We start from the raw sequence: 16,865 nt of genomic DNA, 5'->3' as shown, positions 1-16,865 counted from the left end.
GACCATCGCTCACACTCCTGATTGAACGCCGCCTAAGACGGGTTGGCCGCGCATATTGCGCGGCGCAACATAAAAATCAAGCTTATGGCGTGAAACGTGCCTGGAGGCGGATGGTTCGCCTATTCGAAGACGATCGCGGGTGCTTCGCGAGAACCCTTGCCCTGCACCGCTTCCAGCTCCTGCCAGACGCGGGTGGCGATGGCGCGGTAGGTTTTGGCGGCCGCGCCTTCCGGGTTGGAGACGACGACCGGCGTGCCGGCATCGGAGGTCTCGCGGATATCCATGGTCAGCGGCACCTCGCCGAGGAAGGGCACGCCAATGCGTTCCGCCTCCTTGCGCGCGCCGCCATGGCCGAAGATGTCGTAGCGGTTGCCGGTGTCGGGGGCGATGAAATAGCTCATGTTCTCGACGATGCCGAGTACCGGCACCTCGACCTTGCTGAACATGTTTAGGCCTTTGCGCGCGTCGATCAGCGCGAGGTCCTGCGGCGTCGAGACGATGACGGCGCCGGCGAGCGGCACCTGCTGGGCCATGGTGAGCTGGGCGTCGCCCGTGCCCGGCGGCATGTCGACGACGAGCACGTCGAGCTCGCCCCAGGCGACCTCGCGCAGCATCTGCATCAGCGCCGACTGGATCATCGGGCCGCGCCAGATCATCGCCACGTCTTCGTCGACGAGGAAGCCCATCGACATGACCTTGATGCCGTAATTCTCCATCGGCTTGATGATGCGGCCGTCGATCTGCTGCGGCCGGCCAGAGATTTTCAGGAGCCGCGGCATGGAGGGGCCGTAGATATCGGCATCGAGAATGCCGACCCGCAGGCCATTGACCTTGAATCCGAGCGCCAGGTTGACCGCGGTCGTCGACTTGCCGACGCCGCCCTTGCCCGAGGCGACCGCGATGATGGCGCCGACGCCCGGAATACCGGACTTTGCGCGGTGCTGCGGCTGGCTCGGCGCCGCATGGGCGTGGCCGGCATGGGAGTGCCCCGCATGAGAATGACCGGCGTCGCCGCGGCCCGGCGGCGGGGGGGCCGGCGCACGGGCGGCGGCGGGGCCGGTGGCGGCGCGCTTGTCTGCGGTCAGCGCCACCATGGCGGCCTTGATGCCGGGGATTTCCTTGACGACACGCTCGGCGGCGGCGCGCATCGGATCGAGCTCACGGGCGCGATCCGCCGGCACGGTGATGGAGAAATAGGCCTTGCCGTCGGAGATGAAGACGTCCGAGACGAGGCCGAGATCGACGATATTGCCGTCCATCTCCGGCCCGCGCACCGTGCGCAACCGTTCCAGCACCTGTTCCTTGCTTACATCCGTCATAAAACCCTCGATCGTCCTGTCGTGGCGTCAAACCACAGCCCTTCCCCCGTAGATAGTGTACGGGACGGCCATCGCCAAACGAATTTCCCTGCGACAGAAAGCTCAGGCGATCAGCCCGCGGCGGATCGCCTTGACCACGGCCTGGGTGCGGTTGACCGCCTCCAGCTTGCGGGTGACCTGGTTGAGGTAATGGTTCACCGTATGCTCGGAAAGGCCGAGGATTTCGGCGATCTCCAGGCTGGTCTTGCCCGCCGCCGTCCAGCTCAGGCACTGGATCTCGCGTTCGGTGAGCACCACCTGGCCGGATTTCCAGGCCGCGCCGATCTCGGCCAGCCGGTTGAACAGGTGCACGGAGATCATCTGCAGCATCAGCCGGTCGTCACGCGCCAGCGTCGGGCCTTCGCCGCCCCACACGACCGCGCCACGATTGCCGAGCGCATCGTGAACCGGGAAGAAATGGCCGACCAGCATGCCGTGGCTGGTCATGACGTCCAGCAGTTCGGTGAAATCCGTCTGGTCGGAGGATTCGCCGATCCATTCGCGCATGTCATAGGAAAACGGCACCGTGGTAAGCCGCAGCTTCCGGATGCCGGCGGAGTGGCGCACCATGCGCAACGCATCGTATTTGCCGAGAATTTCCTGCGGCCAGTTGCTGACGATGGAATAGGCCGACAGCTTCTCCGCCTCGAAACCCGGCAGGTTGAAGACGATGAAGAATTTGAGCCCGTATTCCTCGCACTTGCGCCGCATGTAGCGCACAATATCGAACTGCGTTTCGAGGGCGGCGATGTCGCTGCCTTCGTCCTGTAGCTGGTTATCGGTGCTGCTTGTCTCGTCAGCTGTCATGGTCCCCCGCAATTTTGTTCTTAGCCTTGAGCAACTGGAACCGAGCCGCACGTGTTCCCGAAAATCGCAAGGTTTTTTTGTGCATCAGTTCAAAAGTCCGGCGCGGATCGCTTTTGCGACCGCCTGGACCCGGTTGACGGCATCAAGCTTGCGCGTCGCCCGGTTGAGATAGTGGTTGACCGTATATTCGGAGAGGCCGAGAATTTCCGACATCTCGACACTGGTTTTTCCGGCAGACGCCCAGGACAGGCACTCGATCTCGCGGCGCGAGAGCGAAACGTTCTGCCGGCGGCCGGCGCGCAGGTCGACGACCTCGGTGAAGATGAGGTTGGCGACCGCGTTGAGTTCGGCCATTTCGCGCGGATTGAGGGTTTCGCGCGTGCCGCCGAAGGCAAGCGCGCCGCGCAGGCCGGCCGAATTGTGCGCCGGGAAATAGGCCCCGCGCGACAGGCCGTGCCGATCGAAGAGGCCCGTCGCAATCGCCGCCTTGCCATCGATCCGCCGGCGGTTCGTGCGGTCCGAATCATAGGTGAAGGGGTTGGTGCTCTGGCGCAGGCGCTCGATGACGGGGCTGCCGAAAATCAGGCCGGCATGGTCGTAGGTCTTGAGCATGTCGTCCGGCCAGGACGTGAGCAGCACGTTGGAAGAGAAATCGGTCGATGTTTCGGAGGGAACGTTGATCAGCAGGTAGCTGCGGAAACCATAGTGCTTGGCGAGGCCGTCCAGCGTCTCGGCAACATCCTCCTCAGAGCCCAGAGTCGAGGGACTGACGTCCCATCGATGCCGAAGCTGTGCAGATGTCGTGTGAAATCGATCCGCCATATCCATTTTCCTTCAGCACGCACGCGAACGTGCGGCAAACATGCCAACACGATGCACTGCTTGCTTCAGGAACCCCCGTATCCCAATGCAAGTATATAAGATGAACCGCGCCTCAAGTTCGCGGGTGAGCGACGCAAATCTGAGCCAGCCGAGAGGGAAGCTAATGATGCCCCCACCCCGCGTCCAGCGCGATTTTCTAATTTACCGTAAAATGGGGATATAAGACAACCGTGCGATCATTTACGTACCTCAGGCCTCGACCTACCGTTGCGGACCGAGCCGGGCCGCCAGTTCCGACGTCATGGCGCGGGCCGCATGGCTGACACGCGGCGCCCAGTCGTCGAGCTGCTCCTGCCCGACGCGATAGGCCGGTCCCGTCACCGAAACGCCCGCGACGAGCGCGCGGCCGGCATCGAAGACCGGGGCTGCGACGCAGCGTATGCCGGGCTCGTGCTCCTCCCTATCGAAGGCGATGCCGCTCTTGCGGATTTCAGCTAGTTCCACCAGAAGCGACGCGCGGTCGGCGAGCGTCTGCGGCGTGAAACGGCGGAACTCCAGGCCCGACAGGATGGCGTCGAGCGCTGCTTCATCGAGCACCGACAGCGCCGCCTTGCCGACGCCGGTGCAGTAGACGGGTGAAGCATTGCCGATCTGCGAATTCATGCGCACGGCCTGGCGGCTCTCCACCTTGTCGAGATAAATGATCTCGCGTCCGCGCAGCACGCCCAGATGCACGGTCTCGCCGGTTTCCCGGTGCAGCGCTTCGAGAAAGGGGGCGGCGACGGCGCGGAATTCGTTGCGCGCCCAGCTCGCGGAGGCGAGTTTCAACAGGCGCAGGCCCGGCATGTAGGAATGGTCGGGGCGCAGCTCCAGGAGCCCCTCCTGCACCAGGTGGGAGAGCTGGCGGTGCAGCGTGCCGCGCGGCTGGCCACTGACGGCGAGCACGTCGGTGAAGCGCATGGGGCGATCGGCAAGCGCCACCGTCTCCAGCACCGCGATCGCCTTGCCGAGCGTGCCGGTGCCGGCACCACCCTCGTCCTGCCGTTCCGGTTCCATTGTCGCAGCTCCCGCCGATCCCTTGACAGGGGACGATAGTAACGGAATAATTCCGAATAATCAAACTCGGTTCCAAATAATGGAATTAATATCGGGAGCGTGACGATGGCGGGCCGCTATCCGGACCTCGCAGGACAGGGCGTCTTCATCACCGGCGGCGGATCGGGCATCGGCGCGGCACTGGTGGCCGGTTTTGCCGCCGAGGGTGCCCGCGTCGCCTTCCTCGACATTGCCGAGGCGGAAAGCCGCACGCTCGTCTCCGAACTCGACGGCAAGGTCGCGCACCTTCCCCACTATATACGGGCGGACCTGCGCGATATCGCAGCCCTGCGTGACGCGGTCGCCGAAGCCGCGACGGTGCTCGGCGGCATCCGCGTGCTCGTCAACAATGCCGCGCGCGACGACCGTCACGATCTCGACACGGTCGAACCCGACTATTGGGACGAGAACCAGGCGGTCAACCTGCGCCCGAATTTCTTCGCAGCGCAGGCGGTCGCGCCCCATATGCGAAAGGCCGGCGGCGGCGCGATCGTCAATTTTTCGTCGATCGCCTATCTGCTGAACATGGGCGAGTTTCCGGGTTATGCGACGGCCAAGGCCGGCATTGTCGGCCTCACCAAGTCGCTCGCCGGCCGGCTCGGCCCGGACAGGATCCGCGTCAACGCCATCCTGCCCGGCATGGTGCTGACCGAGCGGCAGAAGCGGCTGTGGATCGACGAGGCGGCGATTGCCGGCGGCATCGAGCGGCAATGCCTGAAGCGCTCCCTGACGGCCGACGACATGGTCGGCCCCTGTCTTTTCCTGGCGTCGGATGCGTCCGCCGCCATCACCGCACAAACGCTCATCGTCGATGGAGGCATGCTCTGATGACTGAACCCGCTTATGTGGCGGTCGACTGGGGAACGTCCAGCTTCCGCCTCTGGCTTATCGGCAAGGACGGCAACGTGATTGCCGAGCGCCGCAGCGGCGAAGGCATGACGACCGCCGCGCGCACCGGCTTTGCCGACGTGCTGGCAAGCCACCTTTCAGCAATCGCCGCACCTGCCGGCCTGCCCGTGCTGATCTGCGGCATGGCCGGCGCCAAGCAGGGCTGGGTCGAGGCCGGCTATCTCGATACGCCGGCGGCACTTTCCGCCATTCCCACTGCGGCCGTACGCATTCCAGGCTTCGAGGCCGACATCCGCATCCTGCCCGGCCTTGCCCAGCGCGATGCCGCGGCACCCGACGTCATGCGCGGCGAGGAGACGCAGCTTCTGGGGGCTGCCGGCGAACTCGGCAGCGGCGACCACCTCGTCTGCATGCCCGGAACGCACAGCAAATGGGTGCGCCTCTCCGGCGGCAAGGTAGAGGGCTTCTCCACCTTCATGACCGGCGAACTGTTCGAGGCGATCGCCAAGAACACGATCCTCAGCCATGCCATCGCCGATGCCGGTGCGATTTCCGGCGAAAACGCCGCTTTCCGGGCGGCCGTGACGCGCATGGTCGCCAACCCCGCCATCGCCACCAGCCAGCTTTTTTCCGTGCGCGCGGGCTCGCTGATCGCCGGGCTGTCGCCGGAAGATGCCAAGGCGCGGCTTTCCGGCACGCTGATCGGGCTGGAGATCGCCGGCGCGCTCTCGCTCGTCGCCGCCGGCACGCCCGTGGCACTGGTCGTCTCGGGCGGGCTTGGCGCACTCTACAAGGCGGCGCTTGCCGCCGCCGGCCTTTCCCCCACCATCATCGATGCCGACAGCGCGGTGCGCAACGGCCTTGCCGCGGGCGCCAAGGCGCTCTGGTCCCTCTGAGAAAGCAAACCAATGACTCGCGTCCCCTTCCCCCCGATGACATACCCGTTGATCGCCATCCTGCGCGGCCTGAAGCCGAGCGAGACGGAGGCGGTCGTCGGCGCGCTGATCGAGACCGGCCTGACGGCGATCGAGATCCCGCTGAACTCGCCCGAGCCCTTCAAGTCGATCGAGATCGCCGTGAAGATGGCGCCGGAAGGCTGCCTGATCGGCGCCGGCACCGTGCTGACCGTCGAGGATGTCGGAAGGCTTGCCGATGTCGGCGGGCGGCTGATGGTGAGCCCGAATGTCGATCCCGACGTCATTTCCACCGCCGCCGCCCGCGGCATGGTGACGATGCCCGGCGTCTTCACGCCCACCGAGGCGCTTGCAGCGGCGCGCGCCGGCGCCACGGGGCTCAAATTCTTCCCGGCCAGCGTGCTCGGCCCAGCAGGCATCCAGGCGATCCGCGCGGTGCTGCCGGCCGAGCTGGAGATTGCCGCCGTCGGTGGCGTTTCGGAGAAGAACTTTGCCGATTATGCCGCCATAGGCGTGCGCAGCTTCGGCCTCGGCTCCAGCCTCTACAAGGTGGGCATGGGCGCCGACGAAGTGCGCGCCCGGGCCAAGGCGACGATCGAAGCCTATGATGCCGTTTATGGAGCCAACCGATGACCGACACCCATTCCTTCAGCGGCCGCATCCTCTGCGACACGAACTGCCAGCTCGGCGAAGGCCCGACCTATGACCCGGCGACCGACACGGCCTTCTGGTTCGACATCCGCGGCCAGAAGCTGCATGCGCTGCATCTCGCGACGATGGCGAAGACCGTGCACGACCTGCCCTTCCTCGGCAGCGTGCTTGCCGTCATCGACGCGGAGCGCCAGCTCGTCGTCTCCGACCAGGGCCTGTTCATCCGCGCTACCGCCAATGGCAAGCTGACGCCCTTCGCGACGCTGGAAGACAGGGCGCAGAACCGCTCCAACGACGGCCGCGTGCACCCTTCCGGCGCGCTGTGGGCGAGCACGATGGGGCGGCGCGCCGAAAAACATTCCGGCGCGATCTACCATGTGGCCGGCGAGACGGTGACGAAACTCTATTCCGACATCACCATTCCGAACGGCATCTGCTTTTCGCCGGATGGCAGCATCGGCTATTTCACCGACACCGATATCAACCACCTGATGCGCGTGGCGCTCGATCCGAAGACCGGCCTGCCCACCGGCGAACCGCAGGTCCTGAGCGACGAAAGCGGCACGCCGGGCGGCGTCGACGGCTCGGTCTGCGATGCGGACGGGCTGATCTGGAATGCCCGCTGGGGCTCGAATGCGGTGGAGGTCTACAAGCCGGACGGGACGAAGATCGCGCGCTATCTGGTGCCGGCCTCGCAGTCGAGTTGCTCCGCCTTCATCGGCGAAAAGGCCGACAGGCTACTGGTGACATCCGCCTGGCAGGACATGGATGCCGCGGGGCGTCTGGCCGATCCGCATGCCGGCCAGACCTTCGAGCTCGGCATCCCGGTCAAGGGGCGATTCGAACCGAAATTCCTGCTCTAGACGCATAGCTTCAATCAAAAAGAAGGCAATTTTTATCGGAACCAAAGCCAGGGGTCGCCGTTCATTGTCCATCAGCCGGTGCGGACGGGCACTTTAAAACAGCCGCCGCGCCTTGATGCCAACGAGACGAAAGGCAGGTTCCACAATGACCAACAAGCTTCTTACTTCCGTTGCCGCTGGTGCAATTTTCCTGGGCGCGGCTCTTGCTCCGGCAGCATATGCGCAGGACACCACCCAGCCGGCCGCCGGTGAAACCCAGACCATGCAAAAGCCGGCCGTAACGCCGGGCGATGACGCCACGGGCACGACGCCCGGCGACACCGCCGTAAACCCGACGACGACCCCGACCGATGACACGGCCCAGACGCCGGCCACCGGTACGCAAACCCAGGATACGGCCGAGACGCCGGCAACCGCCACGGAAGATACCGCCCAGGCTCCGGCCGCCGGTGGCGACTATCTGACCGCCCAGTCGCCGGAGCAGATCAGCGCCAACACCTATCTCGGCCAGGCTGTCTATAACAGCGCCGACGAAAGCATCGGCAAGATCTCCGACCTGATCATGGAGAAGGATGGCGGCATTACCGCTGCTGTCGTCGGTGTCGGCGGCTTCCTGGGCATCGGTGAAAAGTGGGTCGCCGTTCCGTTCGAGAAGATCTCGATCGCGCAGGTTCCGGACTCGGACGACGTCAAGCTGACGACGACCGAAACCGCCGAAAGCCTGCAGGCCGCGCCGGAATTCAAGACCACGGCGCAGCAGGTAGCCGAACGCCAGGCCAATACCCCGGTCGATAGCTCGACGACCTCGTCGACGACCGATACGGGCACGGCCCCGACCACAACCCAGCCGGCTGAATAACCGCCCAGCCGGTTGAACAATCCGGCAGGTACTTTCTGACCTCTCCAGCCCGATGGCGTCCCCTGCGCCATCGGGTTTTTTCATTTCCGCTAATCCTCTAAAACAGCACCCCGTATCGCAGGGCATCGTAGATGCCGGCGTGGATGTTGCGGCTGTGGACCGCGTCGCCGATGCGGATGAGGTCGAAGGCGCCTTCCGGATTGCGGGCCCGGATCGGATTTTCCTGGCGGATCAGCGCCTTGTAATCGACCGCGCCGAGATTGCGCGACAGGGGTTTCAGTTCGAAATAGAGATCGGCCATCGGCAGGGTGCCGTGTTCGACCACGACCTGCGCGACGCGGCGTTCGGCTGACGCCGTCGGCGAAAAATCGGAACAGAGCGTTGCCACCAGCGCATTGCCCTCGCGGCGCACCGATTTCAGCCGCGTGTTGATGGTGACGCGGACATTCTTCTCCGCAAAGGTCTTTGCATAGGGAACGTGGTTCATGCCGCCGATTTCCGGGGCGAAGAACCGTTCCGGCGAGACGACTTCGAGCTCGGCGCCGGATTTGGCGATGAGTTCCGCCGCCGTCATGCCGCTATGCGCGCCGTTGTCGTCGTAGAGCAGCACCGGGCCCTCCGGCCGGACGGCACCGGCGATGATGTCCCAGCTCGAGACGACCAGATCGTCGCCCGCTTCCAGCTCGGGGTTCTGCGCGATGCCGCCTGTGGCGATAACGACGAGATCGGGGTTAAGGGCGAGCACATCGTCGCCGCCGGCAAAGACGTTGTAATGAAGGGGCACGCCAAGGCGCTCCAGTTCGGCAAGCCGCCAGTCGACGATGCCGACCAGTTCCTTGCGGCGCGGGTTGCGGGCGGCAAGCAGGATCTGCCCGCCGGCCTCGCCGGTCGCCTCCAGCACCTCGACCGCATGACCGCGCTCGGCGAGCACGCGGGCCGCCTCCAGCCCCGCCGGGCCGGCACCGACCACGACGGCCTTGCGGACCGGGCCAGCAGTCTTCGAGATGACGTGCGGGATGGTCGCCTCGCGGCCGGTCGCCGCGTTGTGGATACAGAGCGCGCCGCCGCCCTCGTAGATGCGGTCCAGACAGTAGGTCGCGCCGACGCAGGGGCGGATCTGCGCCTCCCTGCCCTCCTCGATCTTCCTGACGATATGCGGATCGGCGATGTGGGCGCGCGTCATGCCCACCATGTCGAGCTTGCCTTCGGCGATCGCGTGCCGAGCCGTCGCGACATCGGCGATGCGGGCGGCGTGGAAGACCGGGAATTTCGTCGCGGCGCGCACCTCGCCGGCAAAATCCAGATGCGGCGAGGCGGCCATGCCCTGGATCGGGATGACGTTGGTCAGGTGCGCATCGTGGTCGATATGGCCCTTGATGATGTTGAGGAAATCGACCTTGCCGGAGCCGGCAAGCCGGCGGGCGATCTCGATGCCTTCCTCTCTTGAAAGGCCGATATCCCAATCCTCATCCGCCACCATGCGGATGCCGACAATGAAATCCGGGCCGACAGCCTTGCGCACCGCCTCCAGCACCATGTCGGAAAAGCGCAGGCGATTGTCGAGCGAGCCGCCGTATTCGTCCTCGCGCCGGTTGGTGGCAGGCGACCAGAAGCCGTCCATCAGGTGGCCGTAAGCCTCGAACTCGATGCCGTCGAGGCCGGCGGCCTGCATGCGTTGCGCGGCGGCGGCATAGTCGCCGACGATGCGCTCGATGTCCCAGTCCTCGATCTCCTTCGGGAAGGCGCGGTGCGCCGGCTCGCGCACGGACGAGGCGGAGAGCACCGGTAGCCAGTCGCCCTTGTTCCAGCCGGTGCGGCGGCCGAGATGGGTGAGCTGGATCATCACGGCGCAATCATGCTCATGACAGTCGTCGGCGATCTTCTTCAGCCACGGCACGATCTCGTCCGAATAGGCGTAGAGATTGCCGAAGGCGGGCGGCGAATCCTCCGAGACGATGGCGGAGCCTGCCGTCATCGTCAGGGCCATGCCGCCCTTGGCCTTTTCAAGGTGATAGAGCCGGTAGCGGTCCTTCGGCATGCCGTCTTCGGAATAGGCCGGCTCATGCGAGGTCGACATGATCCGGTTCTTCAGCGTCAGGTGCTTCAGCCGATAGGGCTGGAGCAGCGGGTCTTTCGATTGCATCATTTCAGAGTCTCAATACCACGCATCTGCCATGGCGGCCTTCTTGCGGTCCATATAGTCGCAGAGCGCCGCGTCGATGGCGATATCCAGCGGCGGCGCTTCATATTCGGCGAGCGTCTTTTTCCACTGGCGATTGGCCCGCGTCGCGATGTCGGTCGAGCCGCCCTCCTCGCTCCATTTCTCGAAGGGCTCGTTGTCGGACAGCGTCGAATCCCAGAAGGCGGTCTGGTAGTTGCGCATCGTGTGATCGCAGCCGAGGAAATGGCTGCCGGGGCCGACCTGCAGGAAGGCATCCATGGCGAGCGTGTTGTCGTCGACGACGACGCCGGCGAGATAGGAATGCAGCGCGCCGCAGAGATCCGCATCCATCACGAACTTTTCGTAGGACATGGCGAGCAGGCCGTCGAGGAAGCCTGCGGAATGCAGGATGAAGTTCGCGCCGCAATGCACGGCCGACAGCATGGACATCAGCCCTTCCTGCATGGCCTGCCCATCCGGCAGCTTGGAGTTGGAAAAATTGCCGGCGCAGCGCAGCGGCAGTTTCAGACGGCGCGCAAGCTGGCCGACGACCATGGAGCCGATCGCCGGCTCGGGCGTGCCGAAGGTGGGCGAGCCGGAGCGCAGCGACATCGACGACAGGAAATTGCCGAAGATGACCGGGGCGCCCTTGCGCTCAAGCTGGGTCAGCGCGCAGCCGGCGAGCGTTTCGGCGAAGGATTGCGCGATGGCGCCGGCATTGGTCACCGGCCCCATGGCGCCGCCGAGAATGAAGGGCACGATGACGGCGGCCTGGTTGGCGCGGGCATAGGCGCGCAGCGACTTCGTCATGGTGCCGTCCCAGACGAGCGGCGAGTTGACGTTGACATTGCCGAGGATGACGCAGTTTTTATCGACGAAATCGGCGCCGAACAGGATCCGCGCCATGTCGATGGAATCTTCCGCGCGCTCTTCCGCGGTGATCGAGCCCATGAAGGGCCGGTCGGAATATTTCATATGGCTGTAGACCATGTCGAGGTGGCGTTTGTTCACCGGAATATCGACCGGCTCGCAGATCGTGCCGCCGGAATGGTGCAGCCAGGGGCTCGACTGGGCGAGCTTGATGAAATTGCGGAAATCCTCGAGCGTGCCGTAGCGCCGGCCCTTGTCGAGATCCATCACGAAGGGCGAGCCATAGGCGGGCGAGAAGACCACCTTGTTGCCGCCGATCTGCACGTTATTGGCGGGATTGCGCGCATGTTGGGTGAATTCCGCGGGCGCCGAGGAGACGATCTCGCGCAGCATGCCGGGCTCGAAACGCACGAGCAGACCTTCGACCTTCGCACCGGCGCGTTTCCAGTGCTCGATCGTCGCGGGGTCGTCGCGGAATTCGATGCCGACCTCGGCGAGGATGCGGTCCGCAGCACCCTCGATCTTCCGGAGGTTTTCCTCCGACAGCACGTCATAGGTGGGGATGCCGCGCACGATATAGGGCACGCCGAGCGGCTTTGCGCTGTTGTCCCGACGCGTCCCCCTCGTCCGCCGTGCCGGTGCTTCGATCGTCGCTGCCTCGCCCATGCTCGCCTCCATAATTTGAGCCGAGGCTAGGCGTGAAAAACCCCGCTGTAACGCTGGAAAAAACTTACCGAGACTATAAGCTGTGTTTATGGAAACCCTGCGCCGCCTGCTCCCCTCCGCCTCCAGCCTCATCATCTTCGAGGCCGCCGGGCGGCACCAGAATTTTACCCGCGCCGCCGGCGAGCTCGGCATGACGCAGGCGGCCGTCTCCTACGCGGTGCGAAACCTGGAGGAACAGCTCGGCGTCGCGCTCTTCCACCGCGCCCACCGCGCCGTGGAGCTGACGGACGCCGGCGAGCGTTTCCATGCCGACGTGACGCTCGGCCTGTCGCGCATCCAGAAATCGGCCGACGATATCCGCGCCAAGGGGCGCGAGGCGAATGTGACGCTCGCCGCCTCGACCGCCTTTGCCTCGATGTGGATGCTGCCGCGGCTCGGCAAGCTGCGCGCCGACCTGCCGGACGTCGACCTGCGCATCCAGACCAGCGTGCGCGATCTCGATCTCGACGAGGAGCCGATCCCGCTCGGCATTCGCGGCGGCGATCCGGCGAAATGGCCGCGCTACCATGCCGCGCTGCTGGCGCCGGAGGTGATCACGGCCGTGGCGAGCCCCGCCTTCATCGAAAGCCGCGGGCACCCGAAGACGCCGGAAGAGCTGTTGAAACTGCCGCTCATCCATCTGGAGGAGCCGGTCCGGGCCGCCTGCGACTGGCCGGAATGGTTCGCCTCGGCCGGCATGCGCTATCCGGCGCAGGCGCGGCGGCTGTCGATCAACGATTATGTGCTGGTGATCCAGGCGGTGCTGGCGGGGGAAGGTGTGGCGCTCGGCTGGCAGCACCTCATCGAGGGGCAGGTGCGCTCGGGCGCGCTCGTTACCGTCGGCGGCCATGTGCTGCGAATGGAAGAGGCGTTCTATGTGGTGTGGCCGCGCTCGCGGGAATTGAACGGCCCTGCCCGACGCGTGCGCGACTGGCTCGTGGAGGAAGGCCGGCAGAGCCGGACCGGCGAGGCCTGAGCCCTAACGACGCAGGACCGGGCGCACCTCTTCGTGGAAGAAGCGGAAATAGGAGGTGATCTGCGCCAGCGCATTGGTCGACAGCTTGTACTGGATGCCGAGGCGGCCGTTGCGGAACCAGCGGATCGTGCCGCTGAGCCTGCCGAGTTCCTCGCTCTCGATGGTGACGAGCTGGCCGGGTATCGCCTGCACCGGCTTTTCAAGGTCGAGCGCCATGCCGTTTTCCGACAGGTCGACCACGCGGCCGCGCGTCGACTGGTGCATGACATTGACCGTCGCGAAAATCCGCACATTGGAACGGGTGGCTGCCCTGACGGGCATGTCCTTGATCGTCGTCATCCGTGGCTCCCTCACGTATTCGTTCTATGGAACCACCATAGCGCGAGGTGTTTGCCATCCCGCTAACCGGAAACGAAGAAGTTTAACGAACTGGCCTATTCGGAGACGGCCCGTCAGGCGGAAGCCGCGCGGCCTTCGATGCTGACATAGCGGTCGGAAAGGTAGCGCATAGTGGCGACGGCGTCGGCCGGCTTGCCGTAGAAATAGCCCTGCCCCATGCCACAGCCGAGCGCCTTCAGCTTCAGCGCCTCGGAAAAATCCTCGATGCCCTCGGCGACCACGGCGAGGTCCAGGCCCTCGCACATGGCGACGATCGCCTTGATGATGTGCTCCGAGGCCTTGTCGTTGGAGATGCGCGAGACGAAGGCGCGGTCGATCTTCACCTTGTCGAAGGTGAAATCGCGAAGCCGCCCGAGGCTCGACTGGCCGGTGCCGAAATCATCGAGCGAAATGCGAACACCGGCAGCGCGCAGCTCGCCGACGATCTTCTGCGCCGTGTCGGCATCGGTCATGACGGCCGTTTCGGTGATCTCCAGCTCCAGCCGGCGCGGATCGAGCCCGACGCGGTTGAGGATCGCCAGCGTGTTGAAGGCGGTCTTCGGGTCCATCAGCTGGGCGGAGGAGAGGTTGAACGACAGGAAGAGTTCGCGCGGCCAGGAAAGCGCCGCTTCCGCCGCCTTGCGCAACAGCGTGTCCGACAGCGCATCGATGAAGCCGCGCTCTTCGGCGAGCGGCACGAAGACGGCGGGCGAGACATAGCCGAGATCGGCATCGCACCAGCGCGCCAAGGCCTCGAAACCGACGACCGTATCGTCGCGCAGGCTGACGATCGGCTGGAAATGCACGTCCACCTCATTGGCGATGATGGCATTGCGCAGCGCCTGTTCGAGCTGCGTCGCGCGCTTCATCTCCTGGGCGATTTCCTGCGAATAGACGGTAATCTGGCCGCGGCCGCGGCGCTTGGAACGGTAGAGCGCGGTATCGGCGCTTTTCAGGAGCTCGGTGAAGTCCTCACCGGCGAAGGGGTAGATGGCGAAGCCGAAGGAGGCGGAAAGCCGCACGTTGCGGTCACCGAGATCGAAGGGCGCGGAGAGCACCTCGCGCAGCATCTGGCCGAGCTTTTCCGCACCCTTGCGCTCGAAGACCAGCGGCAGCACGAAGGCGAATTCGTCGCCGCCGTGGCGGGTGACGGTCGCGCCATCCGGAATGCAGGCCTTGAGGCGATGGGCGACCTGGCAGAGGATCTCGTCGCCGGCGCGCGGGCCGAACAGGTCGTTGATGGGTTTGAAGCCGTCCAGATTGGCGATGCCGACGGCGAAGGGCGCGGGATCTTCCTCGCGCTCCTTGGCGATCTGGCGGACCTTGTCGCGCAGGCGGTAGAGATTGCCGAGCCCGGTCAAGGGGTCGGTATAGGCCATGGCATGGAGGTCAGTCTGGGAAACATCCAGCGCCGCATGATTAGCAGACTTCATCAATGATTTCCCGTACTTGCCTCGACCTCCGACGACCGCTTCACGATGAGGCATGATCGTTAACAAAAGCATATCAAACGATCGTCACTCCTGTCCTCACGCCTCCCCAAATCTGGGGAGTTGACCGGTCCTTTTCAACTTATGCGACAGATTTCTCCGGTTGCGCGATGGCATAGCGCCGGTAGATCGCCTCGATCATGTCGGGGCTGACGGGCTTGGTGATATAGTCGTCCATGCCGGCGTCCATGCAGTTCTGCATGTCGACATTGAGGGCCTGGGCGGTGACGGCGACGATCGGCGTGTGGGTGCCGGTCAGCTTCTCGGCGGCGCGGATTTCCATCGCCGCGTCGATGCCGTTCATCACGGGCATGGAGATGTCCATCAGCACGAGGCGCGGCTGGTGCTTGCGCCAGAGCATGACGGCCTCTTCGCCATTCTCGGCGATGCGGTGCGAGATGCCCATGCCTTCGAGGATCTGCGAGAAGACGAACTGGTTGATCTGGTTGTCTTCCGCCACCAGCACCTCGATATCGCCGACGGCGCCGGGCAGCATGGTGGAGATGTCGGTCGCGATGTACCAGTCGTCGGCGTGCGAGACGGGCGTCATGATGTCGCCGAGCGGCGACTGGTTTTCCGAGAGCAGTTCGTGCTCCTCGACGAGCCCGCGCATGAAATCCGGGCCGATGCCGTCCGGCGCGATCACCTGCGCGGCGATGCCGCGGCCATTGTCTATGATGGCCTCGTGGTCCGGCATGTTGGCGTCGATCACCACCGCGTCGAGGCTGAAACCCTGTCGGGCGGCAAGGGCGAGGAAGGCATCGTGTTCACTGACGCTGCGCACCGCGCAGCAATCGGCACCGCGCGCCTTGAACTCGCCGACGAGGATTTCCTCGATGCGCGGATTGGGCGTCGCGATCAAAACGCGTTTGCCGGGAAGCGCGCGCAGCTCCTCGGGGTTCAGCTGGTCGAGCAGCAGCCGGCGTTCGGCGTCGTGCACCGGGTCGAAGCAGTTCTGCGCCTCGACGAAACCGCCGGGCACCCGCAGGAACGCGTCTTCGTCGTCCGACACGGTCCTGGTGCCGGCGACGAAGGCGCTGACGTCTTCCATGACCGTCACCAGCGCGTGGTGGCCGGGGGCGCCGATGCGGTATTTGTGGGTGATGATATAGAGGTCGGAGCCGTCGGCGCGGATGACGTGCTCGGGCACGCGGAAGGGCTCGCCCGTCTCCAGCACGGCGCGGTCGCTGCGCTCGATGCGCTCGGCGTTTTCCGCATCCGCCAGGTCCCAGACCGTGCGGCCGAGGACGCCGTCTGCATTGACGTCGTAGATGGCGCAGAAGGCTCGGTTCGCCGCGATGTAGGCAAGGCTGCGGTCCTTGATGATCACCGGCGACGGCAGGGTCTCGAGGATCTCCTCGGTCAGCGCGATGCGCTCGAGGTCCGAGCGCCACTGCTCTTCCTGCTTCTTCTGTTCGGAAACGTCGACCAGCGTCGTGACATTGTAGCCGTTCGGCAGGCGGCGCTTGCGGAAATGGATCCAGCGGTCGCGGCCGAGCCGCTCGACGGCGTCGTACTGCTCGCGCCAATGGGCGGAAATGCGGTTGGAGATCCACTCCTCGCGATTGACCGCCTTGTGGCGTTGTTCGGGCGGAATGCCGTAGCGCACGCCGCTGTCGAAGATCGCGCCGAGCACGTCGCGCAGCCGCGTGCCGGCCTTCAGCGTATCGGCGGGGATCGGGAAATAACGGAGAACCTGGCGGCTGGCGAAGACGAGGCAATCGTTCTTGTCGTAGACGATCACGGCGGCGGCGAGGATATCGCACGCGGCTTCAAACATTCCCAGCCGGATGTTCGCGTCTGACGACGCTACATCATTCATAGTGGCAGACCTCGCCTGTCTGGCATTCCCGGTATCATGCTGATCGGTGCGGTTCGCACCTTCGGACGTCAGGGAATGACAGCGGCCAGCGACGCTGAAATTGTCCACCGGAGGACCCGGCCGGCCTGTGTTCATACAAGCGTCCGGGCACGTTCGCAGCATTTTATTAAAGCCTGATTAAACGATTTCAGAAGGCCCTTCGACGCAAGCCGGGATAAGGCAAGTTGGCCCTTCCAAGCCCGCGC

15 protein-coding genes are annotated in these 16,865 nt (G+C 64.9%); 6 read left to right on the top strand and 9 right to left on the bottom strand.

Features of this window, described 5'->3' with window-relative positions; translation table 11 throughout:
• Positions 1-119: 119 nt before the first annotated feature.
• From VGN93_RS02060 to VGN93_RS02045, 4 genes are all read right to left on the bottom strand, one after another.
• Complete coding sequence (locus VGN93_RS02060) at positions 120-1,319, bottom strand: Mrp/NBP35 family ATP-binding protein (protein WP_327506141.1); 1,200 nt, start codon at positions 1,317-1,319, stop codon at positions 120-122.
• A 102-nt stretch (positions 1,320-1,421) separates the two neighbouring features.
• Positions 1,422-2,165: a LuxR family transcriptional regulator gene (locus tag VGN93_RS02055; protein ID WP_319310446.1), complete on the bottom strand. Its 744-nt coding sequence runs from the start codon at positions 2,163-2,165 to the stop codon at positions 1,422-1,424.
• 84 nt (positions 2,166-2,249) lie between these two features.
• Positions 2,250-2,987 (bottom strand): LuxR family transcriptional regulator, encoded by a 738-nt coding sequence (locus tag VGN93_RS02050; protein WP_319310444.1) that lies wholly within the window; start codon positions 2,985-2,987, stop codon positions 2,250-2,252.
• Between the two features lie 261 nt (positions 2,988-3,248).
• Positions 3,249-4,043, bottom strand: a complete 795-nt coding sequence (locus VGN93_RS02045) for an IclR family transcriptional regulator (protein WP_327506140.1) — start codon at positions 4,041-4,043, stop codon at positions 3,249-3,251.
• Between the two features lie 105 nt (positions 4,044-4,148).
• Here VGN93_RS02045 and VGN93_RS02040 point away from each other — a divergent pair, with 105 nt between their 5' ends.
• The 5 genes from VGN93_RS02040 (at position 4,149) to VGN93_RS02020 (ending at position 8,218) form a co-directional block, all read left to right on the top strand.
• Entirely contained in the window at positions 4,149-4,910 is a 762-nt protein-coding gene (locus VGN93_RS02040) for an SDR family NAD(P)-dependent oxidoreductase (RefSeq protein ID WP_414713986.1), read from the top strand.
• Positions 4,910-5,827, top strand: a complete 918-nt coding sequence (locus tag VGN93_RS02035; protein WP_327506138.1) for a 2-dehydro-3-deoxygalactonokinase — start codon at positions 4,910-4,912, stop codon at positions 5,825-5,827. The genes VGN93_RS02040 and VGN93_RS02035 overlap by 1 nt, the downstream gene beginning before the upstream one ends.
• A gap of 12 nt (positions 5,828-5,839) precedes the next feature.
• Complete coding sequence (locus VGN93_RS02030) at positions 5,840-6,478, top strand: 2-dehydro-3-deoxy-6-phosphogalactonate aldolase (RefSeq protein WP_327506137.1); 639 nt, start codon at positions 5,840-5,842, stop codon at positions 6,476-6,478.
• Entirely contained in the window at positions 6,475-7,359 is an 885-nt protein-coding gene (locus VGN93_RS02025; protein WP_327506136.1) for an SMP-30/gluconolactonase/LRE family protein, read from the top strand. Before VGN93_RS02030 ends, VGN93_RS02025 begins: the two co-directional genes overlap by 4 nt.
• 145 nt (positions 7,360-7,504) lie before the next feature.
• On the top strand, positions 7,505-8,218 hold the full coding sequence (locus VGN93_RS02020; protein WP_319310432.1) for a PRC-barrel domain-containing protein: 714 nt from the start codon (positions 7,505-7,507) through the stop codon (positions 8,216-8,218).
• A gap of 97 nt (positions 8,219-8,315) precedes the next feature.
• Here the strand turns inward: VGN93_RS02020 and VGN93_RS02015 are convergent, their stop codons facing one another.
• Together VGN93_RS02015 and VGN93_RS02010 are read right to left on the bottom strand one after the other, a co-directional pair.
• Complete coding sequence (locus tag VGN93_RS02015; RefSeq protein ID WP_327506276.1) at positions 8,316-10,361, bottom strand: NAD(P)-binding protein; 2,046 nt, start codon at positions 10,359-10,361, stop codon at positions 8,316-8,318.
• Between the two features lie 12 nt (positions 10,362-10,373).
• Entirely contained in the window at positions 10,374-11,915 is a 1,542-nt protein-coding gene (locus VGN93_RS02010) for a trimethylamine methyltransferase family protein (protein WP_414713985.1), read from the bottom strand.
• 88 nt (positions 11,916-12,003) lie between these two features.
• Here VGN93_RS02010 and VGN93_RS02005 point away from each other — a divergent pair, with 88 nt between their 5' ends.
• Entirely contained in the window at positions 12,004-12,930 is a 927-nt protein-coding gene (locus VGN93_RS02005) for a LysR substrate-binding domain-containing protein (RefSeq protein WP_327506275.1), read from the top strand.
• 3 nt (positions 12,931-12,933) lie between these two features.
• Here VGN93_RS02005 and VGN93_RS02000 read toward each other — a convergent pair whose 3' ends face one another.
• From VGN93_RS02000 to VGN93_RS01990, 3 genes are all read right to left on the bottom strand, one after another.
• Positions 12,934-13,269 carry a PilZ domain-containing protein gene (locus tag VGN93_RS02000; RefSeq protein WP_319310425.1) on the bottom strand — a complete coding sequence of 112 codons (336 nt, stop codon included), beginning with the start codon at positions 13,267-13,269 and terminating at the stop codon, positions 12,934-12,936.
• Positions 13,270-13,382: 113 nt separating this feature from the next.
• Positions 13,383-14,741, bottom strand: coding sequence for a putative bifunctional diguanylate cyclase/phosphodiesterase (locus VGN93_RS01995; protein WP_319310423.1), 1,359 nt, complete (start codon positions 14,739-14,741; stop codon positions 13,383-13,385).
• Positions 14,742-14,880: 139 nt separating this feature from the next.
• Positions 14,881-16,578 (bottom strand): response regulator, encoded by a 1,698-nt coding sequence (locus tag VGN93_RS01990; RefSeq protein WP_327506134.1) that lies wholly within the window; start codon positions 16,576-16,578, stop codon positions 14,881-14,883.
• Positions 16,579-16,865 lie beyond the last annotated feature (287 nt).

It is taken from the genome of Shinella sp. (genome assembly GCF_035998705.1).
Lineage (GTDB): Bacteria > Pseudomonadota > Alphaproteobacteria > Rhizobiales > Rhizobiaceae > Shinella.
This window is presented reverse-complemented; position numbering and strand designations above follow the sequence as displayed.

Coding starts and splice junctions, on each gene's coding strand:
- VGN93_RS02060 (WP_327506141.1), bottom strand. CDS start 1,319: ATGACGGATGTAAGCAAGGAACAGGTGCTGGAACGGTTGCGCACGGTG.
- VGN93_RS02055 (WP_319310446.1), bottom strand. CDS start 2,165: ATGACAGCTGACGAGACAAGCAGCACCGATAACCAGCTACAGGACGAA.
- VGN93_RS02050 (WP_319310444.1), bottom strand. CDS start 2,987: ATGGCGGATCGATTTCACACGACATCTGCACAGCTTCGGCATCGATGG.
- VGN93_RS02045 (WP_327506140.1), bottom strand. CDS start 4,043: ATGGAACCGGAACGGCAGGACGAGGGTGGTGCCGGCACCGGCACGCTC.
- VGN93_RS02040 (WP_414713986.1), top strand. CDS start 4,149: ATGGCGGGCCGCTATCCGGACCTCGCAGGACAGGGCGTCTTCATCACC.
- VGN93_RS02035 (WP_327506138.1), top strand. CDS start 4,910: ATGACTGAACCCGCTTATGTGGCGGTCGACTGGGGAACGTCCAGCTTC.
- VGN93_RS02030 (WP_327506137.1), top strand. CDS start 5,840: ATGACTCGCGTCCCCTTCCCCCCGATGACATACCCGTTGATCGCCATC.
- VGN93_RS02025 (WP_327506136.1), top strand. CDS start 6,475: ATGACCGACACCCATTCCTTCAGCGGCCGCATCCTCTGCGACACGAAC.
- VGN93_RS02020 (WP_319310432.1), top strand. CDS start 7,505: ATGACCAACAAGCTTCTTACTTCCGTTGCCGCTGGTGCAATTTTCCTG.
- VGN93_RS02015 (WP_327506276.1), bottom strand. CDS start 10,361: ATGCAATCGAAAGACCCGCTGCTCCAGCCCTATCGGCTGAAGCACCTG.
- VGN93_RS02010 (WP_414713985.1), bottom strand. CDS start 11,915: ATGGGCGAGGCAGCGACGATCGAAGCACCGGCACGGCGGACGAGGGGG.
- VGN93_RS02005 (WP_327506275.1), top strand. CDS start 12,004: ATGGAAACCCTGCGCCGCCTGCTCCCCTCCGCCTCCAGCCTCATCATC.
- VGN93_RS02000 (WP_319310425.1), bottom strand. CDS start 13,269: ATGACGACGATCAAGGACATGCCCGTCAGGGCAGCCACCCGTTCCAAT.
- VGN93_RS01995 (WP_319310423.1), bottom strand. CDS start 14,741: ATGAAGTCTGCTAATCATGCGGCGCTGGATGTTTCCCAGACTGACCTC.
- VGN93_RS01990 (WP_327506134.1), bottom strand. CDS start 16,578: ATGTTTGAAGCCGCGTGCGATATCCTCGCCGCCGCCGTGATCGTCTAC.